Origin of the sequence: Kitasatospora sp. NPDC058444, assembly GCF_042721415.1 — a bacterium.
GTDB lineage: Bacteria > Actinomycetota > Actinomycetes > Streptomycetales > Streptomycetaceae > Kitasatospora.
The window spans coordinates 49,225-66,213 of sequence record NZ_JBHXLL010000039.1; the positions used below are offsets into that span (position 1 = coordinate 49,225).

Consider the following 16,989-nt stretch of genomic DNA (forward strand, 5'->3'; position numbering starts at 1 on the left):
AGGAGTCGCAGCCGTGGCGAGCGTGGCCGAACAGATGGTGGAGGTGCTCCGGCAGGCCGGGGTGGAGCGGGTCTACGGCGTCGTCGGCGACAGCCTCAACCCCGTCGTGGACGCGATCCGCCGCGCCGACGGCATCGGCTGGGTGCACGTGCGCAACGAGGAGGCCGGCGCCTTCGCGGCCGCCGCCGAGGCCGAGCTCTCCGGGCGGCTCGCGGTCTGCGCCGGCTCCTGCGGCCCCGGCAACACCCACCTCGTCCAGGGCCTCTACGACGCCCAGCGCAGCGGCCTGCCCGTGCTCGCGCTCGCCTCCCACATCCCGTCCGGGCAGATCGGCACCGGCTTCTTCCAGGAGACCCACCCCGAGCGGGTGTTCACCGACTGCAGCAACTGGTGCGAGATGCTCTCCACCCCCGCCCAGATGCCCCGCCTGCTGCGGGTCGCCATCCAGCACGCGCTCGGCTCGCACGGCGTCTCGGTGCTGGCCTTCCCCGGGGACGTCGCCGCGCTCCCCGCCGCCGCACCCGCCGGCACCAGCCACTTCCTCACCGAGGAGGCCGTCGCCGCGCCGCCCTGGTCCCAGGTGCAGGAGCTGGCCCGGCTGCTCAACGCGGCCCGCAAGGTGGTCCTGTTCTGCGGCGCCGGGGTGCGCACGGCGCACGCCGAGGTGCTGGCGGCCGCGCGGGCCCTGAACGCGCCGATCGGCCACTCCCTGCGCGGCAAGGAGTGGATCCAGTTCGACAACCCGTACGACGTCGGCATGAGCGGCCTGCTCGGCTACGGGTCCTGCCACGAGGCGCTGCACTCCGCCGACCTGGTGCTGCTGCTCGGCACCGACTTCCCGTACGACTCCTTCCTGCCGGGGGCGCACACCGTCCAGGTCGACCACGACGCCACCCGGCTCGGCCGCCGCACCCCGCTCGAACTCGCCGTCCACGGCGACGTGGCCGCCACCCTGCGGGCGGTGCTGCCGCTGCTGGACGGGAAGACGGACCGCGCCTTCCTGGACGGGATGCTGCGCAAGCACTGCCGGGCGCTGGAGGACGTGATCGGCGCGTACACCCGGGACATCGAGAAGCACCTGCCGATCCACCCCGAGTACGTCGCCTCGGTGCTGGACGAGGTCGCCGCCGAGGACGCGGTGTTCACCGTGGACACCGGCATGAACAACGTCTGGGCGGCCCGCTACCTCCAGCCCAACGGCCGCCGCCGGGTGATCGGCTCCTTCCTGCACGGCTCGATGGCCAACGCCCTCCCGCACGCGATCGGCGCCCAGCTCGCCTGCCCGGGACGGCAGGTGGTCGCGATGGCGGGCGACGGCGGGATCGGCATGCTGCTCGGCGAGCTGCTCACGGTGGCCAAGCACCGGCTGCCGGTGAAGACGGTGGTCTTCAACAACGGGGCGCTGGGCATGATCAAGCTGGAGATGCTGGTCTCCGGCTACCCGGAGTCCGAGATCGACAACGGGGACGTCGACTACGCCGGGATCGCCCGGGCGATGGGCATCCAGGCCAAACGGGTCACCGAGCCGGCCCGGGTCCGGGAGGTGCTGGCGGAGGCGCTGGAGCGGCCGGGCCCGGCCCTGGTGGACGTGGTCACCGACCCCAACGCGCTGTCCATCCCGCCGCACATCACCGCCGCCCAGCTGAAGGGCTTCGCGCTGGCGGCGGGCCGGACGGTGCTCTCCGGCGGCGTCGGACGCATGATCGACCTGGCCCGGAGCAACCTGCGGAACATCCCCCGGCCGTGAGGCGGGGGCCGGAGGCCCCTTCCGACCCGGGCCCTTGCCTCTGAGGCAAAATTCTTGCCCACCCGGCACGCCGGGTGTCCACTGGACACATGACCAGCAGCCCCACCGGCGCCGCCGCCACCGGCGAACAGCTCGACGACCAGGAGGTCGCCGGCCTCGCCGCCCGTCTCCGTGAGCACCGGCTCAGCAGCCGCCTCACGCTGGAAGTGGCCGCGGGGCGGGTCGGACTCTCCCCAGCGTATCTGTCCCGACTGGAGACCGGCCGCCGGCAGCCCTCGCTGCCCGTCCTGCTCGGCCTCGCCCGCGCGTACGGGACCTCGGTCTCCGGCCTGCTCGGCGAGACCCTGGCCGAGCCGGACCCGATCGTCCGCGGCGGCGCCATCGAGCCCGGCCGGGCCGGCGGCTGGGGCTACCGGCGGGCCGGCGCCCCCGGCCGCGCCATGCAGGCCCTGCGGGTGCACGTCCCGCCGGGCGTGCAGGACTCGGTGGTCCGGGTCCACCCGGGCGAGGAATGGCTGTACGTCCTGAAGGGCGCGCTCCGGGTCACCCTCGGCGACCGCGTCCACCATCTCGGCGTGGGCGACTCCGCCCACTACGACTCGCTCACCCCGCACTGCATCGCCGCGGAGTCGGACAGCGGCGTCGAACTGCTCTTCGTCCACACCCTGCTGCAGAGCCCCGGCGGCGAGCTCTGCCTCGGCGGCGGCCCCGCCGCCGTTCACTGACCAGCCGTCAGAACACCCCGGAGGAGATCACCATGGCCGATCCCACCACCACCGTCACCCCGGCCGGTGCCGCCGACACCGCCGCCGGCCCGAAGACCATGGACGCCGGCAAGTGGGCCAACAAGCGGGTCTACCACCGCCTGGTGATCTACACCGCCGGCATCCACCTCTTCGCCGGTTTCATCATCCTCCTGTTCGAACTGGGCAGCCGTAAGTAGTTCGCCCCCCGGACCGTCCGCCCGCCCCCACCCCCGAGGGAGGCGGGCGGACCGCTCTCCCGGACCGGCCCCGCCGACCGCCCCCGGCCGCAGCCCCCTCCCCGCCCACACCGTGGCAGCGGTTCGTACGGGGCTCGGCTCACGCCCTGCGCAGCAGCTCGCACAGGGCCCGGACCGCCCCCGGGAAGGCGTGCTCCGGCGGGGTGGCGTAGCCGATGACCAGGGCGGGCGGGGCTTCGTCGGCGGCCGGGCCGTCGGTGGCGCGGTGCCGGCCGAGGCCGCCGAGGGAGAGGCCGGCCTGCTGGGCGCGGGCGAGGAGTTCGGGCTCGGGCGTGGAGCCGGGCGGCAGCTGGAGGACGGCGTGCAGGCCAGCCGCGATGCCGGTGACCCGGACCCGCGGGGCGTGTTCGGCGAGCGCCGCGACCAGGTGGTCGCGCCGGCGCCGGTAGTGCAGCCGGCAGCGCCGCACGTGGCGGTCGTACGTGCCGGAGGTGATCAGTTCCGCCAGCGTCAGCTGGTCGAGCACCGGGGACATCGTGTCGGCCAGCGCCTTCAGCCGGGCGACCGGCTCGACCAGCGCGTCCGGCAGCGCCAGCCAGGCCAGCCGCAGGCCCGGCGCGAGGCTCTTGGCGGTGGTCCCGGCGTACACCACCCGCTCCGGGTCCAGCGCCTGCATCGCGCCGAGCGGCTGCCGGTCGTAGCGGAACTCGCCGTCGTAGTCGTCCTCGATGACGTACCGGTCCTGCTCCCGCGCCCACCGCACCGCCTGCGCCCGCCGGTCGGCGGAGAGCGCCGCACCGGTGGGGTACTGGTGGGCCGGGGTGAGCAGGACGGCGCCGGCCCGGCTGTCGAGCCGGTCGACGAGGGCGCCGTCCGCGTCCAGCGGTACCGGGGTGGTGCCGAGCCCGGCGGCCCGGGCGATCGCGTGCTGCGGCGGCAGCCCGTACTCCTCGACGGCCAGGGTGCGGGCGCCGCGTTCCCGCAGGGCGGCGCAGAGCAGGCCGAGGCCCTGGGTGACGCCGGTGCAGATCAGCAGGTGGTCGGGGTCGGTGCGGACGCCGCGGACCCGGGCCAGGTAGTGGGTGAGCGCCTGCCGCAGTTCGATCCGGCCGAGCGGGCTGCCGTAGTCGAGGGCCTCGTGCGGTGCGGTGGCGAGGGCGCGGCGGGCGGCGGCGAGCCAGGCGGTGCGGGGGAAGAGCGAGAGGTCGGGCCGGCCGGACATCAGGTCGTACCGGGCGGTCGGGCGCTTCAGCGCGGCCGGGGCGGCCGGGCGTCGGCCCTGGGGCGGTTCCGGCACGGCCCGCCGGGCGACGGTGGTGCCCGAGCCCTGCCGGGAGTCGAGCCAGCCCTCCGCGGTGAGCTGGCCGTACGCCTCGACCACGGTGTTGCGGGCGATCCCGAGGTCCTCGCCGAGCGCCCGCGAGGACGGCAGCCGGGTGCCGGGGGCGAGCCGCCCGTCCTGGACGGCCTCGCGCAGCGCGTCCTCCAGGGCGGCCCGCAGCCCGGCGCCGGCGGCCCGGCGCCCGGTGAGGTCCAGGTGTAGGTCGCCGCCGAAGGTGGTCCAGGAGGCGGTCCCGGAGGTGGCGCGGGAGGTGGTGCGGGAGGTCCGGGAGGGGGGCCGGGAGGTGCTCACGGTCCCATTCTCGCGTGGCGGGCCTGCGTGGGCGCCGGGGGTCACCAGGTGGTGCCGGCGGGCTCCTCGATGGTGGTGTTGATGCGGTTGAAGAGGTTGGTCAGGCCGATCATCAGGATGATCGCGGAGAGCTGCTCCTCGTCGAAGTGGTCGGCGGCGGCGTCCCAGAGGTCGTCCGGGACGGCCTTGCCCGAGCGGTCGGCGATCCGGGTGGCGGCCTCGGTGAGGGCGAGGGCGGTGCGCTCCTCGTCGGTGAAGAACGGCGCCTCGCGCCAGGCGGCCACCGCGTGCAGCCGCTCGTCGGTCTCGCCGTGCTTCCGCGCGCCCTGGACGCCCGCGAACACGCAGGCGCTGCACCCGTTGATCTGGCTGGCCCGCAGGTGCACCAGCTCCAGGATCTTCGGGTCGACGCCGCCCTGGTACACGGCCTGGTAGATGCTCCGGATGCCCTTCGTGGCGTCGGGCAGGACCACGGCGGGGTTCTTCATGCGGGCGGCGGGGGCGGTGCGGGTGGCGGTGGTCATGGTGTCCTCCTGGTCGGTTAGCGTCCGTCACTGGACCGACGGATCCCGACGCGAGGATGTGACAGGGTGAGCGAGGAAATCTCCCCGGCGGGTTCGGCCAGTTCGGCGGCTTCAGCCCGACCTGCCCGACCTGCCCGACCCGCCGAACTGACCGAACTGGCCCGGCGTTTCGAGGCGGAGCGCCCCCAGCTGCGCGCGGTGGCCTACCGGATGCTCGGGTCGATCGCCGAGGCCGAGGACGCCGTCCAGGAGGCCTGGCTGAAGCTGGGCCGCAGCGACGTGGGCGAGGTGCGCAACCTCGGGGCCTGGCTCACCACCGTCGTCGGCCGGGTCTGCCTGGACCAGCTGCGCTCCCGCACCTCCCGCCGGGAGGATCCGCTGCCCGAGCAGGAGGGCCTGGTGCGGCTGCCGGACCCGGTGGTCAGCGGGCTGTCGGCGCTGGATCCGGAGCACGAGATCCTGGTGGCGGACTCGGTCGGGCTCGCGCTGATGGTGGTGCTGGAGACGCTCTCCCCGGCGGAGCGGGTGGCCTTCGTGCTGCACGACATGTTCGAGGTGCCCTTCGACGGGATCGCCGAGGTGCTCGGCCGCACCTCCGCCTCCACCCGGCAGCTGGCCAGCCGGGCCCGCCGCCGGGTCCAGGGCGCCACCCCGGCCGCGGACTCCGACGGCGCCCGCAAGCGCGAGGTGGTGGAGGCCTTCCTGAGCGCCTCCCGGGCCGGCGACTTCGATGCTCTGCTGGCCGTGCTCGATCCGGACGTGGTGGCCCGGTCGGACGGCGGCACGCTGGTGCCGAGCGTGCTGCGCCGCGGTGCGCCGGACGTCGCCTCGCAGGCGATCGCCTTCGCCCGCTTCGCCGCCGGCGGCCGGATGGTCCTGGTCAACGGCTCGCCGGGGGTGGTGTCCTTCGCCGACGGCCGCCCGCTGTCGGTCATGTCGTTCACCATCCACGAGGGCCGCGTCACCGCGATGGACATCCTCACCGACCCCACCCGCCTGGCCGCCCTGGGCCTCACCCCCTGACCCGCCCGGGGCCGGCCGGCACCCGCCGGCCGGCCCCGGGAACCCGATCAGGTCGGAGGAGCGGTCACCTGGCAGATCACCACGAGTTCCAGTCGCGGGACCACGTAGTAGGCGAAGAGGCCGCCGGCGACGTCGATGTACCGCATGGGCTCGCCGCTGCCCTGGTAACCGGCGCCGTCGAGGTGGAGCGTTTCGGCGGCACGGACGAGTTCCTCGGCCTTGTGTTCGACGGCGGCGAGGAAGGCGGCCGGTGCACCGCCGGTGACGTGTGCCTTGCTCGGGAGGTACTCCCAGCCCCAGCTCACCCGTTCACCGCCGCGAACGCCGAGCGGTAGAGCTCGGCGACCTCGACGGCGTGCTCCCGGCACTCTTCGACGGTGGGCGCGTGGTTGGCCAGGTAGTTGGCCCGGTGGAACGCCTTCGACGTCGCCGGGATCCGCTCGATCTCGACGACGGCGGCCCAGTGCGCCACGAAGGCGCGGATCGGGTTGACGCTGCCTGCTTCGATGGCGGCCGCCATGGCTCCCGTCTGGCCCTCCACCATCTCCGGGAGCCGGTTCGGGGCGACGACGGCGAGTGCGGCCTTGAGGCCGGCAGGGGTCTTCCCGGGCCGGGGGATGGTCTCGACGCCATCCGGCAACGGCTGACTCATGGGAGCTCCTCTCCTCGCGGGTGAGCCTACTCGTGCGCCGGTGGGTCCGGTGGTCGACCACCCGTCCGGGCCGTTCCTGTCCGGTCGAACTCGCCTGGGGCGCGGCGGAGTTGGTTCAGAGCGACAGGTAGATCGCGCTGCCGGCGCCGGCCAGGAAGCAGTAGAGCGCGAACGGCGTCAGGCTGCGGGTCTCGAAGTACCGGGTGAGGAAGCGCACCGAGACGTAGCCGGCCACGAAGGCGGCGAGGCTGCCCGCGAGGACCGGGCCGAGCACGCCGGAGTTCTCCGGCCTGAACAGCTCCGGCACCTTCAGCAGCGAGGCGGCCAGGATGACCGGGGTGGCGAGCAGGAAGGAGAACCGGGCGGCGTCCTCGTGGTGGAGCCCGCGCAGGATGCCGGCGCTCATGGTGACGCCGGAGCGGCTGATGCCGGGGAACAGCGCGAGGATCTGCGCGGCGCCGATCCAGGCGCCCTGCCCGTAGCCGAGCCCGGTCAGCCGGTGGTCGGAGGCGATCGCCGGGTCCGTGCCGGGCTGGTCGGCGGGGGCGGTGCGTCCGGCCCGGCGGCGGCCGGTGCCGCCGCGCTTGAGCCGTTCGGCGCCGAGCAGCACGAGGCCGTTGAGGGCGAGGAAGACCGCGGCCGGGACGGGCTTGCCGAGCGCGTTGCGCAGGGCCTTCTCCAGTACGAGGCCGGCCACGCCGACCGGGATGGTGGAGAGGACGAGCAGCCAGGCGAGCTTCTCGTTGCGGGTCTCCACCCGGCGGTGGCGGATCGAGCCGAACAGTCCGTCGATCACCCGGAGCCAGTCCTTGCGGAAGTGGACCACCAGCGCGAGTGCGGTGGCCAGGTGCAGGGCGACCAGGGCGGCGAGGTAGGAGGAGCCCTCGGCGGTCATGTCGAGGTCGTGCTGGATCCGCCCGCCGACCAGGGCGGGCAGCAGGATGCTGTGACCGAGGCTGGAGACCGGGAAGAGTTCCGTCACGCCCTGGAGCAGGCCGACGCCTATCGCTTCCGGGTAGGTCAGGGTGGACATCGCGCACCTTCGCTCGGGGTCGGTGGCCGCCCGGGTCCGGGCCCGGGGCCGTCGCGAAGCTACTACGCGCATGTAGACGTTCGGCAGTGCCGTCCTCGGAAGTTCACCGACCGTACGGCTGCGGGACACCGGGGCCGAGGTGCCCGATCAGCGCCGCCGCCACGGTGGCCAGGACGCCGGCGGACGGGACGGCCCGGTGCGCCGCGTCGCCGAGCAGGACGAGGGCGGTCACCGCGGCCGGGGTGCCCGCCAGCGGCAGGGCGACGGTCAGCACGGCGAGCAGGCGGCGGGGGCGGTGCGCGGGGTCCGGGCGGGTCACGGCGGTCTCCTTCGGGCTCGACCGTCGCCACGATGCCGCCTCCCGCAGCGTCAGGTTCAAGTCCTTTTCCGCCGCGCGTTCCTCGGCCGCCGCGCGTTCCTCGGCCGCCGGGCCGGGGTGGCCCCCGGGCCGCGGTGGCTCAGCCCGTCGCCACCCGCCGCCACCCCGGCCCGTCCTCGGTCACCGGCGCGGCCGCGAAGTCGTAGCGCAGCAGGTCCGGTCCGAGGGCGAGCAGCGAGATCGACGAGGAGCCCCAGAGCCGCCCGTCGCCGAAGTCCCGCCGCTGGACCAGCGCGGCGTCCGCGTCCGGCGCCAGCCCGTCCCCGGTGACGATCGGCAGCCATCCGCCCCAGGCCGCCGCGGCCGGTCCCTCGGCGGTCGGCTCGGGCCGGGGTTCGGCGGTGAAGCGGGCGCGGAAGTGGGTGGCCCGCGCGGCCATCAGGGCGCGGATCCGCTCGGAGGTGGTCCGGCCGGCCGCCAGGCCCTCCAGTCCGTCGTTGAGCACCACGCTCAGGCCGGACGGCAGTTCGCGCTCCTCCAGCCGGCCGCCGTCCCAGCTGGACACCCGGGCGCCGTCGGCCCGGACCAGGACGAGGTGGAACGGGTCGTACGGGGTGAGGTCGAGGTGGCCGATGCCGCCGTCCCGGACGGCGGTGAGCGGCAGCCGGCCGCGGGTGCGCCGGGTGTCGGCGGGGGCGAGCGGGCCGAAGCCGTTCAGCAGGCAGGCGGCGGTGCGCCGGCCGGGGTCGACGGCCAGCCAGGTGCCGCCGGCCGCGAGGTCCAGTCCGCCGAGCAGTTCGGGACGGTCCGGCCAGTGGTGGTCCGGCGGGAGCCAGGCGCGGCCCAGGTACTCGTCCCGGACGGACAGCAGCAGTACCGGGACGGCCGCTCCGGGCTCGATGCTCACGAACGCCGTGCACACGACCGTGCCCCCTGACCTCGTCCTTCCGGCGATCTCCTGCCAGCGATCCTCGCACGCCCGTTCGCACGCCGGAAGTGGCCCAAGGATCGGGTGGCCGAACGCACCAGGACGGCAGGCCACCGCGCTCCTAGGCTGGCGGCCATGACGACGAACGCGACGACGGCCGTGACGACCGTTACGAACGGGGCCCCGGTGCCCGCCCCCGAGCAGCGCCTGCGGATGAACAAGCTCGCCCCCGCCTTCTACCAGGCGATGGTCGCCGTGGACCGGGCCTCCCGGGAGGGCGTCGACCCGGTGATCGCCGAGCTGGTCAAGGTGCACGCCTCGATGATCAACGGCTGCGCCTTCTGCATCGACATGCACGCCACCGACGCCCGCGAGCACGGCGAGCAGGACCACCGCATGCTCTCCCTGCCGGCCTGGCGCGAGACCCCCTGGTTCACCGCCCGCGAGCGCGCCGCCCTGGCCCTCACCGAGTCGGTCACCCTGCTGACCGAGGGCCACGTGCCGGACGACGTGTACGCGCAGGCCGCCGCGCAGTTCGACGAGACCGAACTGGCCCAGCTGCTCGCGCTGATCGTCACCATCAACGCCTGGAACCGGATCGGCGTGTCCACCCGCATGAGCCCGGCCGCCCGGTGAGCGCCGACGACCTCTGGGCCCGGCGGGAGAAGGCCCGGCTGCTGCGCGAGCTGCACCGCCCGGGCGAGCCGCTGGTGCTGGCGAACGTGTGGGACGTGCCGAGCGCCCGGCTGGTGGCCGAGGCCGGGGCGCGGGCGGTGGCGACGGCCAGCGCGAGCGTGTCCTGGTCGCTCGGCAGCGCGGACGGCGGCGGCGCCGACCGCGAGCAGGTGCTGGCCCGCACCGCCCAGGTGGTCCGCGCGGTCGACCGGCCGGTCACCGCGGACCTGGAGAGCGGCTACGCCCAGACCGCGGCGGGCGTCGGCGAGACGGTCGCCGCGCTGCTGGCCACCGGCGCCGTCGGGGTGAACCTGGAGGACGAGGGCCGTCCCCCGCAGGAGGCCGCCGAGCGGATCGCGGCCGCCCGGGCCGCGGCGGACGCGGCCGGCGTGCCGCTCTTCGTCAACGCCCGTACCGATGTCTTCCTGCGCGGGATCGGCGCCCCGGAGGGCCGGTTGGACGACGCGGTGCACCGGCTGCGGGCGTACGTCGCGGCGGGCGCGGACGGGGTGTTCGTCCCCGGGGTGTCCGACCCGGAGACCATCGCCGCCCTGGTCGCGGCCGTCCCGGCGCCGCTGAACGTGCTGGCCGGACCGGGCGCCCCGACGGTCGCCGAACTGGCGAAGCTCGGCGTGGCCCGGATCAGCCTGGGCCCGGGCCTGGCCGAGGCGGCGTACGCGGCGGTCCGCCGGGCCGCCCGGGAGGTGTACGGGAGCGGCACGTTCACCGCGCTCGCCGAGGGGCTGAGCTACCCGGAGCTCAACCGGCTGTCCGCGGGCTGAGCGCCGCGGGTCGAGGGCCGCGGGTCGAGGGCCGTGCGTGGGCGGCCGGCCGTACGGGGGTCGGCCGGCCGCCCACGGGTCGGTCACCGTCACCGCGCGGGTGCGGCACCGGACCGGCGGATCAGTTGCGGATCAGTTGAGGACGTGCCCGCTCAGCCCCGGGTGGCTCATCTGGTTGGTCCCGATCGCCTCGACCTCGTTGGCCGGCTTGCCGACCAGCGGGAGCTGGCCCACCGTCCGCAGGACGACGTCGGCGGGAGAGACTTCGAGCCCGTCGGTGAGCCCGCCGGTGGCGTCCGGCGAGGAGGCGGTCTGGGTGGTGGCGGAGGCCGCCGGGACGGCGAGGGCGAGGCCCGCCATGGTGAGGGCGGCCAGGGTGGCGAGTTTCTTCATGCCCTGCCGAACGACCCGGACCGCCCTCAGGTAACCGGTCGGCTCAGACCGTCACCCACAGGGTGCGCACGCTGTTGCTGATGAACGAGGCGATCGGCTCGTCGGTCCGCCCCGGTGCCAGGGCCAGTCCGGGGAAGCGGGCGAACAGGTGCCGCAGCGCCGTCTCGGCCTCCAGCCGGGCGAGCCCGGAGCCGAGGCAGAAGTGCGGGCCGTGGCCGAACGACAGGTGCTTGGCGGGCTGCCGGGTGAGGTCGAAGCGGTCCGCGTCCGGGTGGTGCCCGGCGTCCCGTCCGGCCGCCGCGTACGAGGCCAACATCGCCTCGCCGCGCCGGATCACCACGTCGCCGACCGCGATCTCCTCGGTCGCGTAGCGCAGCGGGAACTGCCCGACCGGGGAGTCGTGGCGCAGCGTCTCCTCGACCACCGCCGACCACGGCTGCTCCCCGGCCAGGACGAGCCGCAGCTGGTCCGGGTGGGTGAGCAGGGCGCGGACGGCGTTGGTGATCAGGTTGAGCGTGGTCTCGTGCCCGGCGACCAGCATCAGCAGCAGGGTGCCGACCAGCTCGGCCTCGCTGAGCCGCTGCTGGTCGGGGCGGTGGCCGGCGTCACGGGCGGCGATCAGGTCGCTGGTCAGGTCGTCGCCGGGCTCGGCCCGCTTGGCCGCCACCACCGAGGCCAGCAGGGCGTTCAGGCCCTGCTGGGCGGCCAGGGCCGCCGCCGGGGTGGCCGAGCTGGAGACCATGGTGTCGGACAGCTCGTGCAGGTCGTCCTGCTGGTCCAGCGCGAGGCCGAGCAGTTCGCCGATCACCTGCATCGGCAGCGGGTAGGCGAAGTGCCGCCGCAGGTCGAACTCGCCGTCCAGCTCGGCGACCCGGTCCAGCAGCGCGATCGTCCGGGCCTCGATCGCGGGGGCGAGGTCGGATATCCGGCGCGGGGTGAAGGCCTGCGAGACCAGCCCGCGCAGCCGCCGGTGGTCCTCGCCGTCGGCGGTGATCATGCCGGGGACGGCGACGAAGTTGAGCAGCGGCCAGCCCTCCGGCAGCCGTCCCTCCCGGAAGGTGTTCCAGAGCCGGGGGTCCTTGCCGACCCGGGGGTCGGCCAGCAGCGACTGGAGGGTGTCGTGGTGGGTTACCGCCCAGACCACCACCCCGCCAGGGAGTTCCACCAGGACCGCGGGGCCGGCCGCGCGGAGTCGGGCGTTCTCGCCGTGCTGGTCGCGTCCGAAGGGGTCGAGTCTGACGGGCTCGGCGGGGGTTCCGGCGTCGGTGGTGGTGTCCATGCGGGCCTCTCGGGGGCTGGCGGGCGGGGCGGGGTGAAGGCGCTGTAGAGCACCGGGAGAGCGGTCAGGGCCCGGGACCACGGGGACGGGCGCCAGGTCAGCTCTCCCGCCGGTACGGCCAGTTGGAGGTCGGGCAGGCGGTGCAGCAGGGTCTCGACGGCGGTCTCGACGATGATCCGGGCCGGGTGCTGGGCCGGGCAGACGTGCCGGCCGGCGCCCCAGGCGAGGTGCGCCCGGTTGCCGCCGAGCGAGCCCTGCGCGGCGGCCGAGACGCCCTGCGCGGCCGGGTCGGCGTTGGCCGCGGCCAGGCCGAGGACCAGCATGTCGCCGGCGCTGATGTACTGGCCGCCGAGCACGGTGTCGGCGGTGGCCCAGCGGCCGGGGAAGTTCTGCGTCGGCGGGTCGCGCCAGAGCACCTCCTCCAGCGCGTCGGAGACGGTCAGCCGTCCGCCGGTGAGGGTGGCCCGGAAGCGCCGGTCGGTGAGCAGCAGCCGCAGCGTGTTCCCGGTCCAGCAGATGGTGGTCTCGTTCCCGGCGACCATCATCACCACCAGGTGGTGCACCGCCTCCTCGTCCGTCAGCGCGGCCGGGTGGGCCAGCAGCCAGGAGGTGAGGTCGGCGCTGGGCGTGGCCCGGCGGCGCCGCACCAGGTCGACCAGGACCGCCTGGAACTCCTGGTTGGCGCGCACCGATTCGGCGCCGCTGTCGGCGATGTGGCTGATCAGCCGGATGAGGTGCGGCCCGGCGTCGGGGGGCAGGCCGAGCAGCTGGGTGAAGACCAGCAGCGGCAGTCGGCGCGCGTACTGGGCGACCAGGTCGGCGGTGCCGTCCGGGCCCCAGCCGTCGATCAGCCCGTTGGCGGCGGCCTCGGTGGTGCCGCGCAGCTGGCGGTGGTCGATCTGGGCGAGGGTGTCCGAGACGGCGCGGCGCAGCCGCTGGTGCTCGGCGCCGTCCAGGTTGAGCAGGGTGGGCCGCCAGGAGGTCATCGGCAGCAGCCGGGAGTCGGCCGCCAGCCGGCCCTCGGCGGGCACCCGCCAGCGGCGCGAGTCCTTGGAGAACAGCGCCTCGTTGCGGGTGAGTTCGAGCAGTTCGGCGTAGCCGAGGACGAGCCAGGCCTCGACCCCGGGCTCCAGCTCGATCGGCGCGACCGGACCGTAGCGCTCGCGCAGCCGGGCGTACAGGCCGTGCGGGTCCTCGGCGACGGCCGGGCCGTACAGCGGGGTCAGCGGGACGCCCACGGGCAGCCCGCCGGGCACGCCCCCGGGCACGCCGCCGGGCACGCCGCCGGGCTGGCCCGGCACGCCGCCGGGCAGGCCGGCGCCGTGGGCGACCGGGCAGGTGGGAGCACCGGGGGGTTCGGGGGCGGTCATCCCTGGAGCTCCAGGATCGAGCTGCGGTGCAGGTGGTCGACGAAGTCGATCAGCAGGTCGTAGGACTGCCGGCGGTCGCGCGCGTCGCAGTGCAGGATCGGCACCTCCGGCAGCAGGTCCAGCGCCGAACGCAGCTCCTCCTCCGGGTAACTCGGCGTGTCCGGGAAGGTGTTGACCGCGACCGCGAACGGGATGCGGTGCTCCTCCAGCCGGCCGAGCACGTCGAAGCTCTCGTCCGGGCGGCGCAGGTCGACCATGGCGATGGCGCCGAGCGCACCGCGCGACAGGTCGTCCCAGAGCGGCCAGAACCGCTGCTGCCCCGGCGTGCCGAACAGGTACAGCGCGAGCCGCGAGTTGAGCGTGATCCGGCCGAAGTCCAGTGCCACCGTGGTGGTGGTCTTGCCGGGGCGCCCGGTGAGGTCGTCGACGCCCGCGCTGGCCGCGGTCATGGTCTCCTCGGTGCGCAGCGGGGTGATCTCGCTCAGCGAGCCGACCAGGGTGGTCTTGCCCACCCCGAACGGTCCGGTGACCAGGATCTTGACCGCGCCCTGCACCGAGGACGGCAGGTACTGCGGCCCCTCGGCGGAACCGGCGGCCCCGGGGACGGCTTCAGCGGAGTTGGCGGAGGCCAACGAGCACCTCTTCCAGAAGGGTTGCGGGCAGGCGTTCGGCCTGCGGGACGGGCGGGAGCACCTGCACGGCGCCGAGGTCCCACAGGTCCCCGACCAGCACCTTGACGACGCCGAGCGGCAGCCCCAGGTGGGCCGCCACCTCGGCGATGGACAGCAGGCTGTGGCAGAGGTCGAGGATGCGCCGGTGCTCACGGTTCAGCAGCGGGTGCTCGGGCAGGTCCGGCGGGTCGGGTAACGCGCTGACCAGGCTCTCCAGGGCCAGCTCGGCCCGGGTGGAGCGGCTGCGCCCACCGGTGATGACGTACGGCCGGACCGGGCCGCTCACCGGTGGCCCCCCGCCGCGTGGTCGACGCGCGGCGGGCTGGTGAGGTGGGTGCCGATCCGCTCGACCAGGACCTGCATCTGGTAGGCGACCAGACCGGCGTCGACCGCCTCGCTCGTCACCACGGCCAGGTGCGCGCCGGCCCCGGCGGCGACGACGAAGAGGTAGCCGCCGCCGTACTCGATGATGATCTGGCGGGTGGCGCTGCCCGGCCCGCCGAAGCCCGTCGCGACGCCGCGGGCCAGCGACTGAAGTCCGGAGCAGGCGGCGGCGAGCCGTTCGGCGTCGTCGCGGGCGATGCCGGCGCTGCGGCCGATCTCCAGGCCGTCGTTGGAGACGACGACGGCGTGCTGGACCTGCGGGACGGCGATGATGTCGGCGAGCAGCCAGCCGAGATCAGGGGTGGTGGTCATGGAACTCTCCGGAGCGCTGGGGAAGTCGGGGGGAAGCGGGAAGGGAAGGGTCGGACTGGGCCTGGGCCCGCACGGCGGAACGGCCGCTGGCGGTCCCGGCCTGGAACATCGCCATGAACGCCTGGGCGTCCCGGGCCGAGCGGTACGGCGGCGCGGGCTGCGGTGGGGGAGCGGCGTGCTGGGCGGGGCGGCCCGTGCGGTTGCGCCGGTGGCTCCGGCGGGGCAGCGGGGGAGGGGTGTCGCCGGTGGCGGCGTGCCGGCCGGACGGCGGGGTCTCCAGCAGGGGGTGATCGGCGGGAGAGGCCGGTCGGGGGCCGGGGTTGAACGCCCGGTCGTCCGGCCCGAGGCCGGGGACGGTGGGCGGCAGCGGCTCGGTGAGCAGCGCGTTGGGCAGCAGCAGGACGACGCGCACGCCGCCGTACGGCGAGGGCGCCGAGCTGAGCGTGACCCGGAAGCCGTACTGCTCGGCGAGCCGGCCGACCGCGGCCAGGCCCAGCTGCGGCACCTCGCCCAGCCGGGAGACCTCCAGCGTGCTGCCGCCGGCCAGCGCGGCCGCGGCCTTGGCGACGGCCTGTTCCGGCATGCCGACGCCGCCGTCGTCGATCTCGATGACGGCGCCGTTGTGCACCGGCATCAGGGTGACGAACACCTGGGTGCTGGGCGGGGAGTAGCGGGTGGCGTTGTCCAGCAGCTCGGCGATCGCGTGGATCAGCGCCTCGGCGGCGGCACCGACCACCGCGGTCTCGGTCCGGCTGCGCACCACCACGCGCTGGAACGGCAGGATGCGCGACTGGGCGCCCCGGACGACGTCCTCCAGGGAGACCGGTTCCGGCCAGTGCCGGCCGGCCCGCGCGCCGCACAGCACGGCCAGGGTCTGGGCCAGCCGGGCCTGTTGGGCGGCCGCGTGGTCGGCCTTGAGCAGGCCCTCCAGCAGGGCCGGGTCGTCGTGGGTGCGTTCCATCTCGTCCAGCAGCGCCTGCTGGTCGTGGGCCATCACCAGGATCCGGCGGGCGACGCTGAGGAAGGCCCGCTGGGTGGAGGCGGTGTGCTCCTGCTCCTGCTGGACGGCGGCGAGGTCCTCGCCGCGGCGGGAGAGTTCGGTGGCCAGCTGTTCCTGGAGGGTGAGGAGTTCGCCGTGCAGCCGGTCGGCGCGGCGGCGCTGGGTGACGGACACGGCGCGGTACCGCGCGGCGGCCACGAGGGCGAGGACGGCGAGCACGCCGGTTGCCGTTACGGACCACTGAGTCATCGTCACGCCGCGAATTCTAGGGTGATGATCCTACGAAGGTGTGAACGGATCTCGCCAAGTGACCGGATCTCGTCAATATCGAGTCAATTCGGCGTCAATCGGGACTCGTTCGACCGCGATCCCTCCGCCTGACGAGCCACGGAGCGGCCCGACCGGCGACTGCGGGGAGCGTCGGAATCGAGCCGGGGGGCCCGGTCGCGTTCCGCGATGTGTGGGGCCTGTGTGCACGGTGTCGCCGAAGGGGTGCCGCCCGGTGCGGGAGCGGCGGCGGCGCCCCGGCACCGGGCCGCCGGGCCGGCCTCCTCGGCGGGCCAACCTCCGCCTGACCCTTCTTCCTTGTGGGCCGGTCTCCTCCGAGGGCCGTCCTTCTTCCTGGGCCGGCCTGCTCGCGGCCCCCGGCCCTTCCTCCTCGCGCTCCGACCCCTCCCCGGCCGTCCTGCTACGCGGGCCAGGCGCGGAGGCCGGTGGTGAGGGTGGCGATGACGCGGTCGTGGGTGGTGGCGAGGTCCTCGGCGAGCTGGAAGGCGCCCGCGGTGGTGAGGGCGGCGAAGCCGTGGGCGAGGGAGCGGACGGTGCGGGCGGCGTGGATCGCCTCGGAGCCTTCGAGGCCGTACTCCCGGAGCACGGCGACGATCACGCCGACGAGCCGGGCGGCCGCGTGGGCCAGCTCGTCGTCGGGCTGGGGGGCCTGGGGGAGGGCGCTGTAGCGGTGCGGGTACTCGGTGGCGTACGCGTGGTAGGCGCGCATGACGGCGGCGACGGCGTCGTCCCCGCTGCGTCCGACGGCCGCCGCGGCCAGCCGTTCGGCCAGGTCCCCGGTGACCCGGACGGCGATCAGCCGCCGCAGTTCGGCCAGGCCGCCGCTGACGTGTTTGTACAGCGAGGGGGTGGCGACCCCGGCCCGGGTGGCGACGGAGGCCAGGGTGAGGGCCTCGGCGCCCTGCTCGTCGATGAGGGCGAGGGCGTGGTCGACGACCTGCTCGGGGGTCAGTCCTACGCGGGGCATGGGTTCGGGCTCTCCGTACGTACGGCGTCGGGTGGATCGGGCGGTGTGGGGCGGGGCGGAGGGTCG

General features: G+C 75.0%; 21 protein-coding genes. 6 read left to right on the top strand and 15 right to left on the bottom strand.

What is annotated here, in order from left to right:
* The first annotated feature begins 13 nt into the window (after positions 1-13).
* The 3 genes from ACFWP2_RS30685 (at position 14) to ACFWP2_RS30695 (ending at position 2,690) form a co-directional block, all read left to right on the top strand.
* A complete protein-coding gene (locus ACFWP2_RS30685) occupies positions 14-1,747 on the top strand; it encodes a pyruvate dehydrogenase (RefSeq protein ID WP_380457441.1) in 1,734 nt (577 codons plus the stop codon).
* A gap of 89 nt (positions 1,748-1,836) precedes the next feature.
* The gene (locus tag ACFWP2_RS30690; RefSeq protein WP_380457443.1) at positions 1,837-2,472 is read left to right on the top strand and encodes a helix-turn-helix domain-containing protein; all 636 of its coding nucleotides are present in this window, start codon (positions 1,837-1,839) and stop codon (positions 2,470-2,472) included.
* A 32-nt stretch (positions 2,473-2,504) separates the two neighbouring features.
* Positions 2,505-2,690, top strand: coding sequence for a DUF6126 family protein (locus ACFWP2_RS30695; protein WP_380457445.1), 186 nt, complete (start codon positions 2,505-2,507; stop codon positions 2,688-2,690).
* Between the two features lie 139 nt (positions 2,691-2,829).
* Here ACFWP2_RS30695 and ACFWP2_RS30700 read toward each other — a convergent pair whose 3' ends face one another.
* Positions 2,830-4,227 carry a PLP-dependent aminotransferase family protein gene (locus ACFWP2_RS30700; protein ID WP_380457528.1) on the bottom strand — a complete coding sequence of 466 codons (1,398 nt, stop codon included), beginning with the start codon at positions 4,225-4,227 and terminating at the stop codon, positions 2,830-2,832.
* 137 nt (positions 4,228-4,364) lie between these two features.
* Positions 4,365-4,847 (bottom strand): carboxymuconolactone decarboxylase family protein, encoded by a 483-nt coding sequence (locus ACFWP2_RS30705; protein ID WP_380457447.1) that lies wholly within the window; start codon positions 4,845-4,847, stop codon positions 4,365-4,367.
* A gap of 147 nt (positions 4,848-4,994) precedes the next feature.
* On the opposite strand from ACFWP2_RS30705, the gene ACFWP2_RS30710 reads away from it, so the two are divergent.
* Positions 4,995-5,870, top strand: coding sequence for a sigma-70 family RNA polymerase sigma factor (locus tag ACFWP2_RS30710; protein WP_380457531.1), 876 nt, complete (start codon positions 4,995-4,997; stop codon positions 5,868-5,870).
* A 47-nt stretch (positions 5,871-5,917) separates the two neighbouring features.
* On the opposite strand, the gene ACFWP2_RS30715 is transcribed toward ACFWP2_RS30710, so the two are convergent.
* The 5 genes from ACFWP2_RS30715 to ACFWP2_RS30735 form a co-directional block, all read right to left on the bottom strand.
* The gene (locus ACFWP2_RS30715) at positions 5,918-6,175 is read right to left on the bottom strand and encodes a hypothetical protein (RefSeq protein ID WP_380457449.1); all 258 of its coding nucleotides are present in this window, start codon (positions 6,173-6,175) and stop codon (positions 5,918-5,920) included.
* Positions 6,172-6,522, bottom strand: a complete 351-nt coding sequence (locus ACFWP2_RS30720; RefSeq protein WP_380457452.1) for a hypothetical protein — start codon at positions 6,520-6,522, stop codon at positions 6,172-6,174. Before ACFWP2_RS30720 ends, ACFWP2_RS30715 begins: the two co-directional genes overlap by 4 nt.
* A 115-nt stretch (positions 6,523-6,637) precedes the next feature.
* Positions 6,638-7,555, bottom strand: coding sequence for an undecaprenyl-diphosphate phosphatase (locus tag ACFWP2_RS30725; protein WP_380457454.1), 918 nt, complete (start codon positions 7,553-7,555; stop codon positions 6,638-6,640).
* A gap of 103 nt (positions 7,556-7,658) precedes the next feature.
* Positions 7,659-7,874, bottom strand: a complete 216-nt coding sequence (locus tag ACFWP2_RS30730; protein WP_380457456.1) for a hypothetical protein — start codon at positions 7,872-7,874, stop codon at positions 7,659-7,661.
* A gap of 139 nt (positions 7,875-8,013) precedes the next feature.
* Positions 8,014-8,781 carry an NRDE family protein gene (locus tag ACFWP2_RS30735; RefSeq protein ID WP_380457458.1) on the bottom strand — a complete coding sequence of 256 codons (768 nt, stop codon included), beginning with the start codon at positions 8,779-8,781 and terminating at the stop codon, positions 8,014-8,016.
* A 156-nt stretch (positions 8,782-8,937) separates the two neighbouring features.
* Between ACFWP2_RS30735 and ACFWP2_RS30740 the strand changes: the two genes are divergently transcribed.
* A complete protein-coding gene (locus ACFWP2_RS30740; RefSeq protein ID WP_380457461.1) occupies positions 8,938-9,438 on the top strand; it encodes a carboxymuconolactone decarboxylase family protein in 501 nt (166 codons plus the stop codon).
* Complete coding sequence (locus ACFWP2_RS30745; protein WP_380457463.1) at positions 9,435-10,259, top strand: isocitrate lyase/phosphoenolpyruvate mutase family protein; 825 nt, start codon at positions 9,435-9,437, stop codon at positions 10,257-10,259. The genes ACFWP2_RS30740 and ACFWP2_RS30745 overlap by 4 nt, the downstream gene beginning before the upstream one ends.
* Before the next feature lie 132 nt (positions 10,260-10,391).
* On the opposite strand, the gene ACFWP2_RS30750 is transcribed toward ACFWP2_RS30745, so the two are convergent.
* From ACFWP2_RS30750 to ACFWP2_RS30785, 8 genes are all read right to left on the bottom strand, one after another.
* Positions 10,392-10,652, bottom strand: coding sequence for a hypothetical protein (locus tag ACFWP2_RS30750; protein WP_380457465.1), 261 nt, complete (start codon positions 10,650-10,652; stop codon positions 10,392-10,394).
* 43 nt (positions 10,653-10,695) lie between these two features.
* Positions 10,696-11,796, bottom strand: coding sequence for a cytochrome P450 (locus ACFWP2_RS30755; RefSeq protein ID WP_380457467.1), 1,101 nt, complete (start codon positions 11,794-11,796; stop codon positions 10,696-10,698).
* The gene (locus ACFWP2_RS30760) at positions 11,781-13,301 is read right to left on the bottom strand and encodes a cytochrome P450 (RefSeq protein WP_380457469.1); all 1,521 of its coding nucleotides are present in this window, start codon (positions 13,299-13,301) and stop codon (positions 11,781-11,783) included. The genes ACFWP2_RS30755 and ACFWP2_RS30760 overlap by 16 nt, the downstream gene beginning before the upstream one ends.
* Positions 13,298-13,933 (bottom strand): ATP/GTP-binding protein, encoded by a 636-nt coding sequence (locus ACFWP2_RS30765; RefSeq protein ID WP_380457471.1) that lies wholly within the window; start codon positions 13,931-13,933, stop codon positions 13,298-13,300. The genes ACFWP2_RS30760 and ACFWP2_RS30765 overlap by 4 nt, the downstream gene beginning before the upstream one ends.
* The gene (locus tag ACFWP2_RS30770) at positions 13,911-14,258 is read right to left on the bottom strand and encodes a DUF742 domain-containing protein (protein WP_359897915.1); all 348 of its coding nucleotides are present in this window, start codon (positions 14,256-14,258) and stop codon (positions 13,911-13,913) included. The genes ACFWP2_RS30765 and ACFWP2_RS30770 overlap by 23 nt, the downstream gene beginning before the upstream one ends.
* Complete coding sequence (locus ACFWP2_RS30775; protein ID WP_359897914.1) at positions 14,255-14,668, bottom strand: roadblock/LC7 domain-containing protein; 414 nt, start codon at positions 14,666-14,668, stop codon at positions 14,255-14,257. Before ACFWP2_RS30775 ends, ACFWP2_RS30770 begins: the two co-directional genes overlap by 4 nt.
* Positions 14,652-15,917, bottom strand: a complete 1,266-nt coding sequence (locus ACFWP2_RS30780) for a sensor histidine kinase (protein WP_380457533.1) — start codon at positions 15,915-15,917, stop codon at positions 14,652-14,654. The genes ACFWP2_RS30775 and ACFWP2_RS30780 overlap by 17 nt, the downstream gene beginning before the upstream one ends.
* 439 nt (positions 15,918-16,356) lie before the next feature.
* Positions 16,357-16,923 (bottom strand): TetR/AcrR family transcriptional regulator, encoded by a 567-nt coding sequence (locus ACFWP2_RS30785; protein ID WP_380457474.1) that lies wholly within the window; start codon positions 16,921-16,923, stop codon positions 16,357-16,359.
* Positions 16,924-16,989 lie beyond the last annotated feature (66 nt).

Excerpts from the sequence above, each read along its gene's own strand:
- ACFWP2_RS30690 (WP_380457443.1), top strand. The coding sequence starts at position 1,837 with ATGACCAGCAGCCCCACCGGCGCCGCCGCCACCGGCGAACAGCTCGAC.
- ACFWP2_RS30695 (WP_380457445.1), top strand. The coding sequence starts at position 2,505 with ATGGCCGATCCCACCACCACCGTCACCCCGGCCGGTGCCGCCGACACC.
- ACFWP2_RS30705 (WP_380457447.1), bottom strand. The coding sequence starts at position 4,847 with ATGACCACCGCCACCCGCACCGCCCCCGCCGCCCGCATGAAGAACCCC.
- ACFWP2_RS30720 (WP_380457452.1), bottom strand. The coding sequence starts at position 6,522 with ATGAGTCAGCCGTTGCCGGATGGCGTCGAGACCATCCCCCGGCCCGGG.
- ACFWP2_RS30725 (WP_380457454.1), bottom strand. The coding sequence starts at position 7,555 with ATGTCCACCCTGACCTACCCGGAAGCGATAGGCGTCGGCCTGCTCCAG.
- ACFWP2_RS30740 (WP_380457461.1), top strand. The coding sequence starts at position 8,938 with ATGACGACGAACGCGACGACGGCCGTGACGACCGTTACGAACGGGGCC.
- ACFWP2_RS30750 (WP_380457465.1), bottom strand. The coding sequence starts at position 10,652 with ATGAAGAAACTCGCCACCCTGGCCGCCCTCACCATGGCGGGCCTCGCC.
- ACFWP2_RS30760 (WP_380457469.1), bottom strand. The coding sequence starts at position 13,301 with ATGACCGCCCCCGAACCCCCCGGTGCTCCCACCTGCCCGGTCGCCCAC.
- ACFWP2_RS30775 (WP_359897914.1), bottom strand. The coding sequence starts at position 14,668 with ATGACCACCACCCCTGATCTCGGCTGGCTGCTCGCCGACATCATCGCC.
- ACFWP2_RS30780 (WP_380457533.1), bottom strand. The coding sequence starts at position 15,917 with ATGACTCAGTGGTCCGTAACGGCAACCGGCGTGCTCGCCGTCCTCGCC.
- ACFWP2_RS30785 (WP_380457474.1), bottom strand. The coding sequence starts at position 16,923 with ATGCCCCGCGTAGGACTGACCCCCGAGCAGGTCGTCGACCACGCCCTC.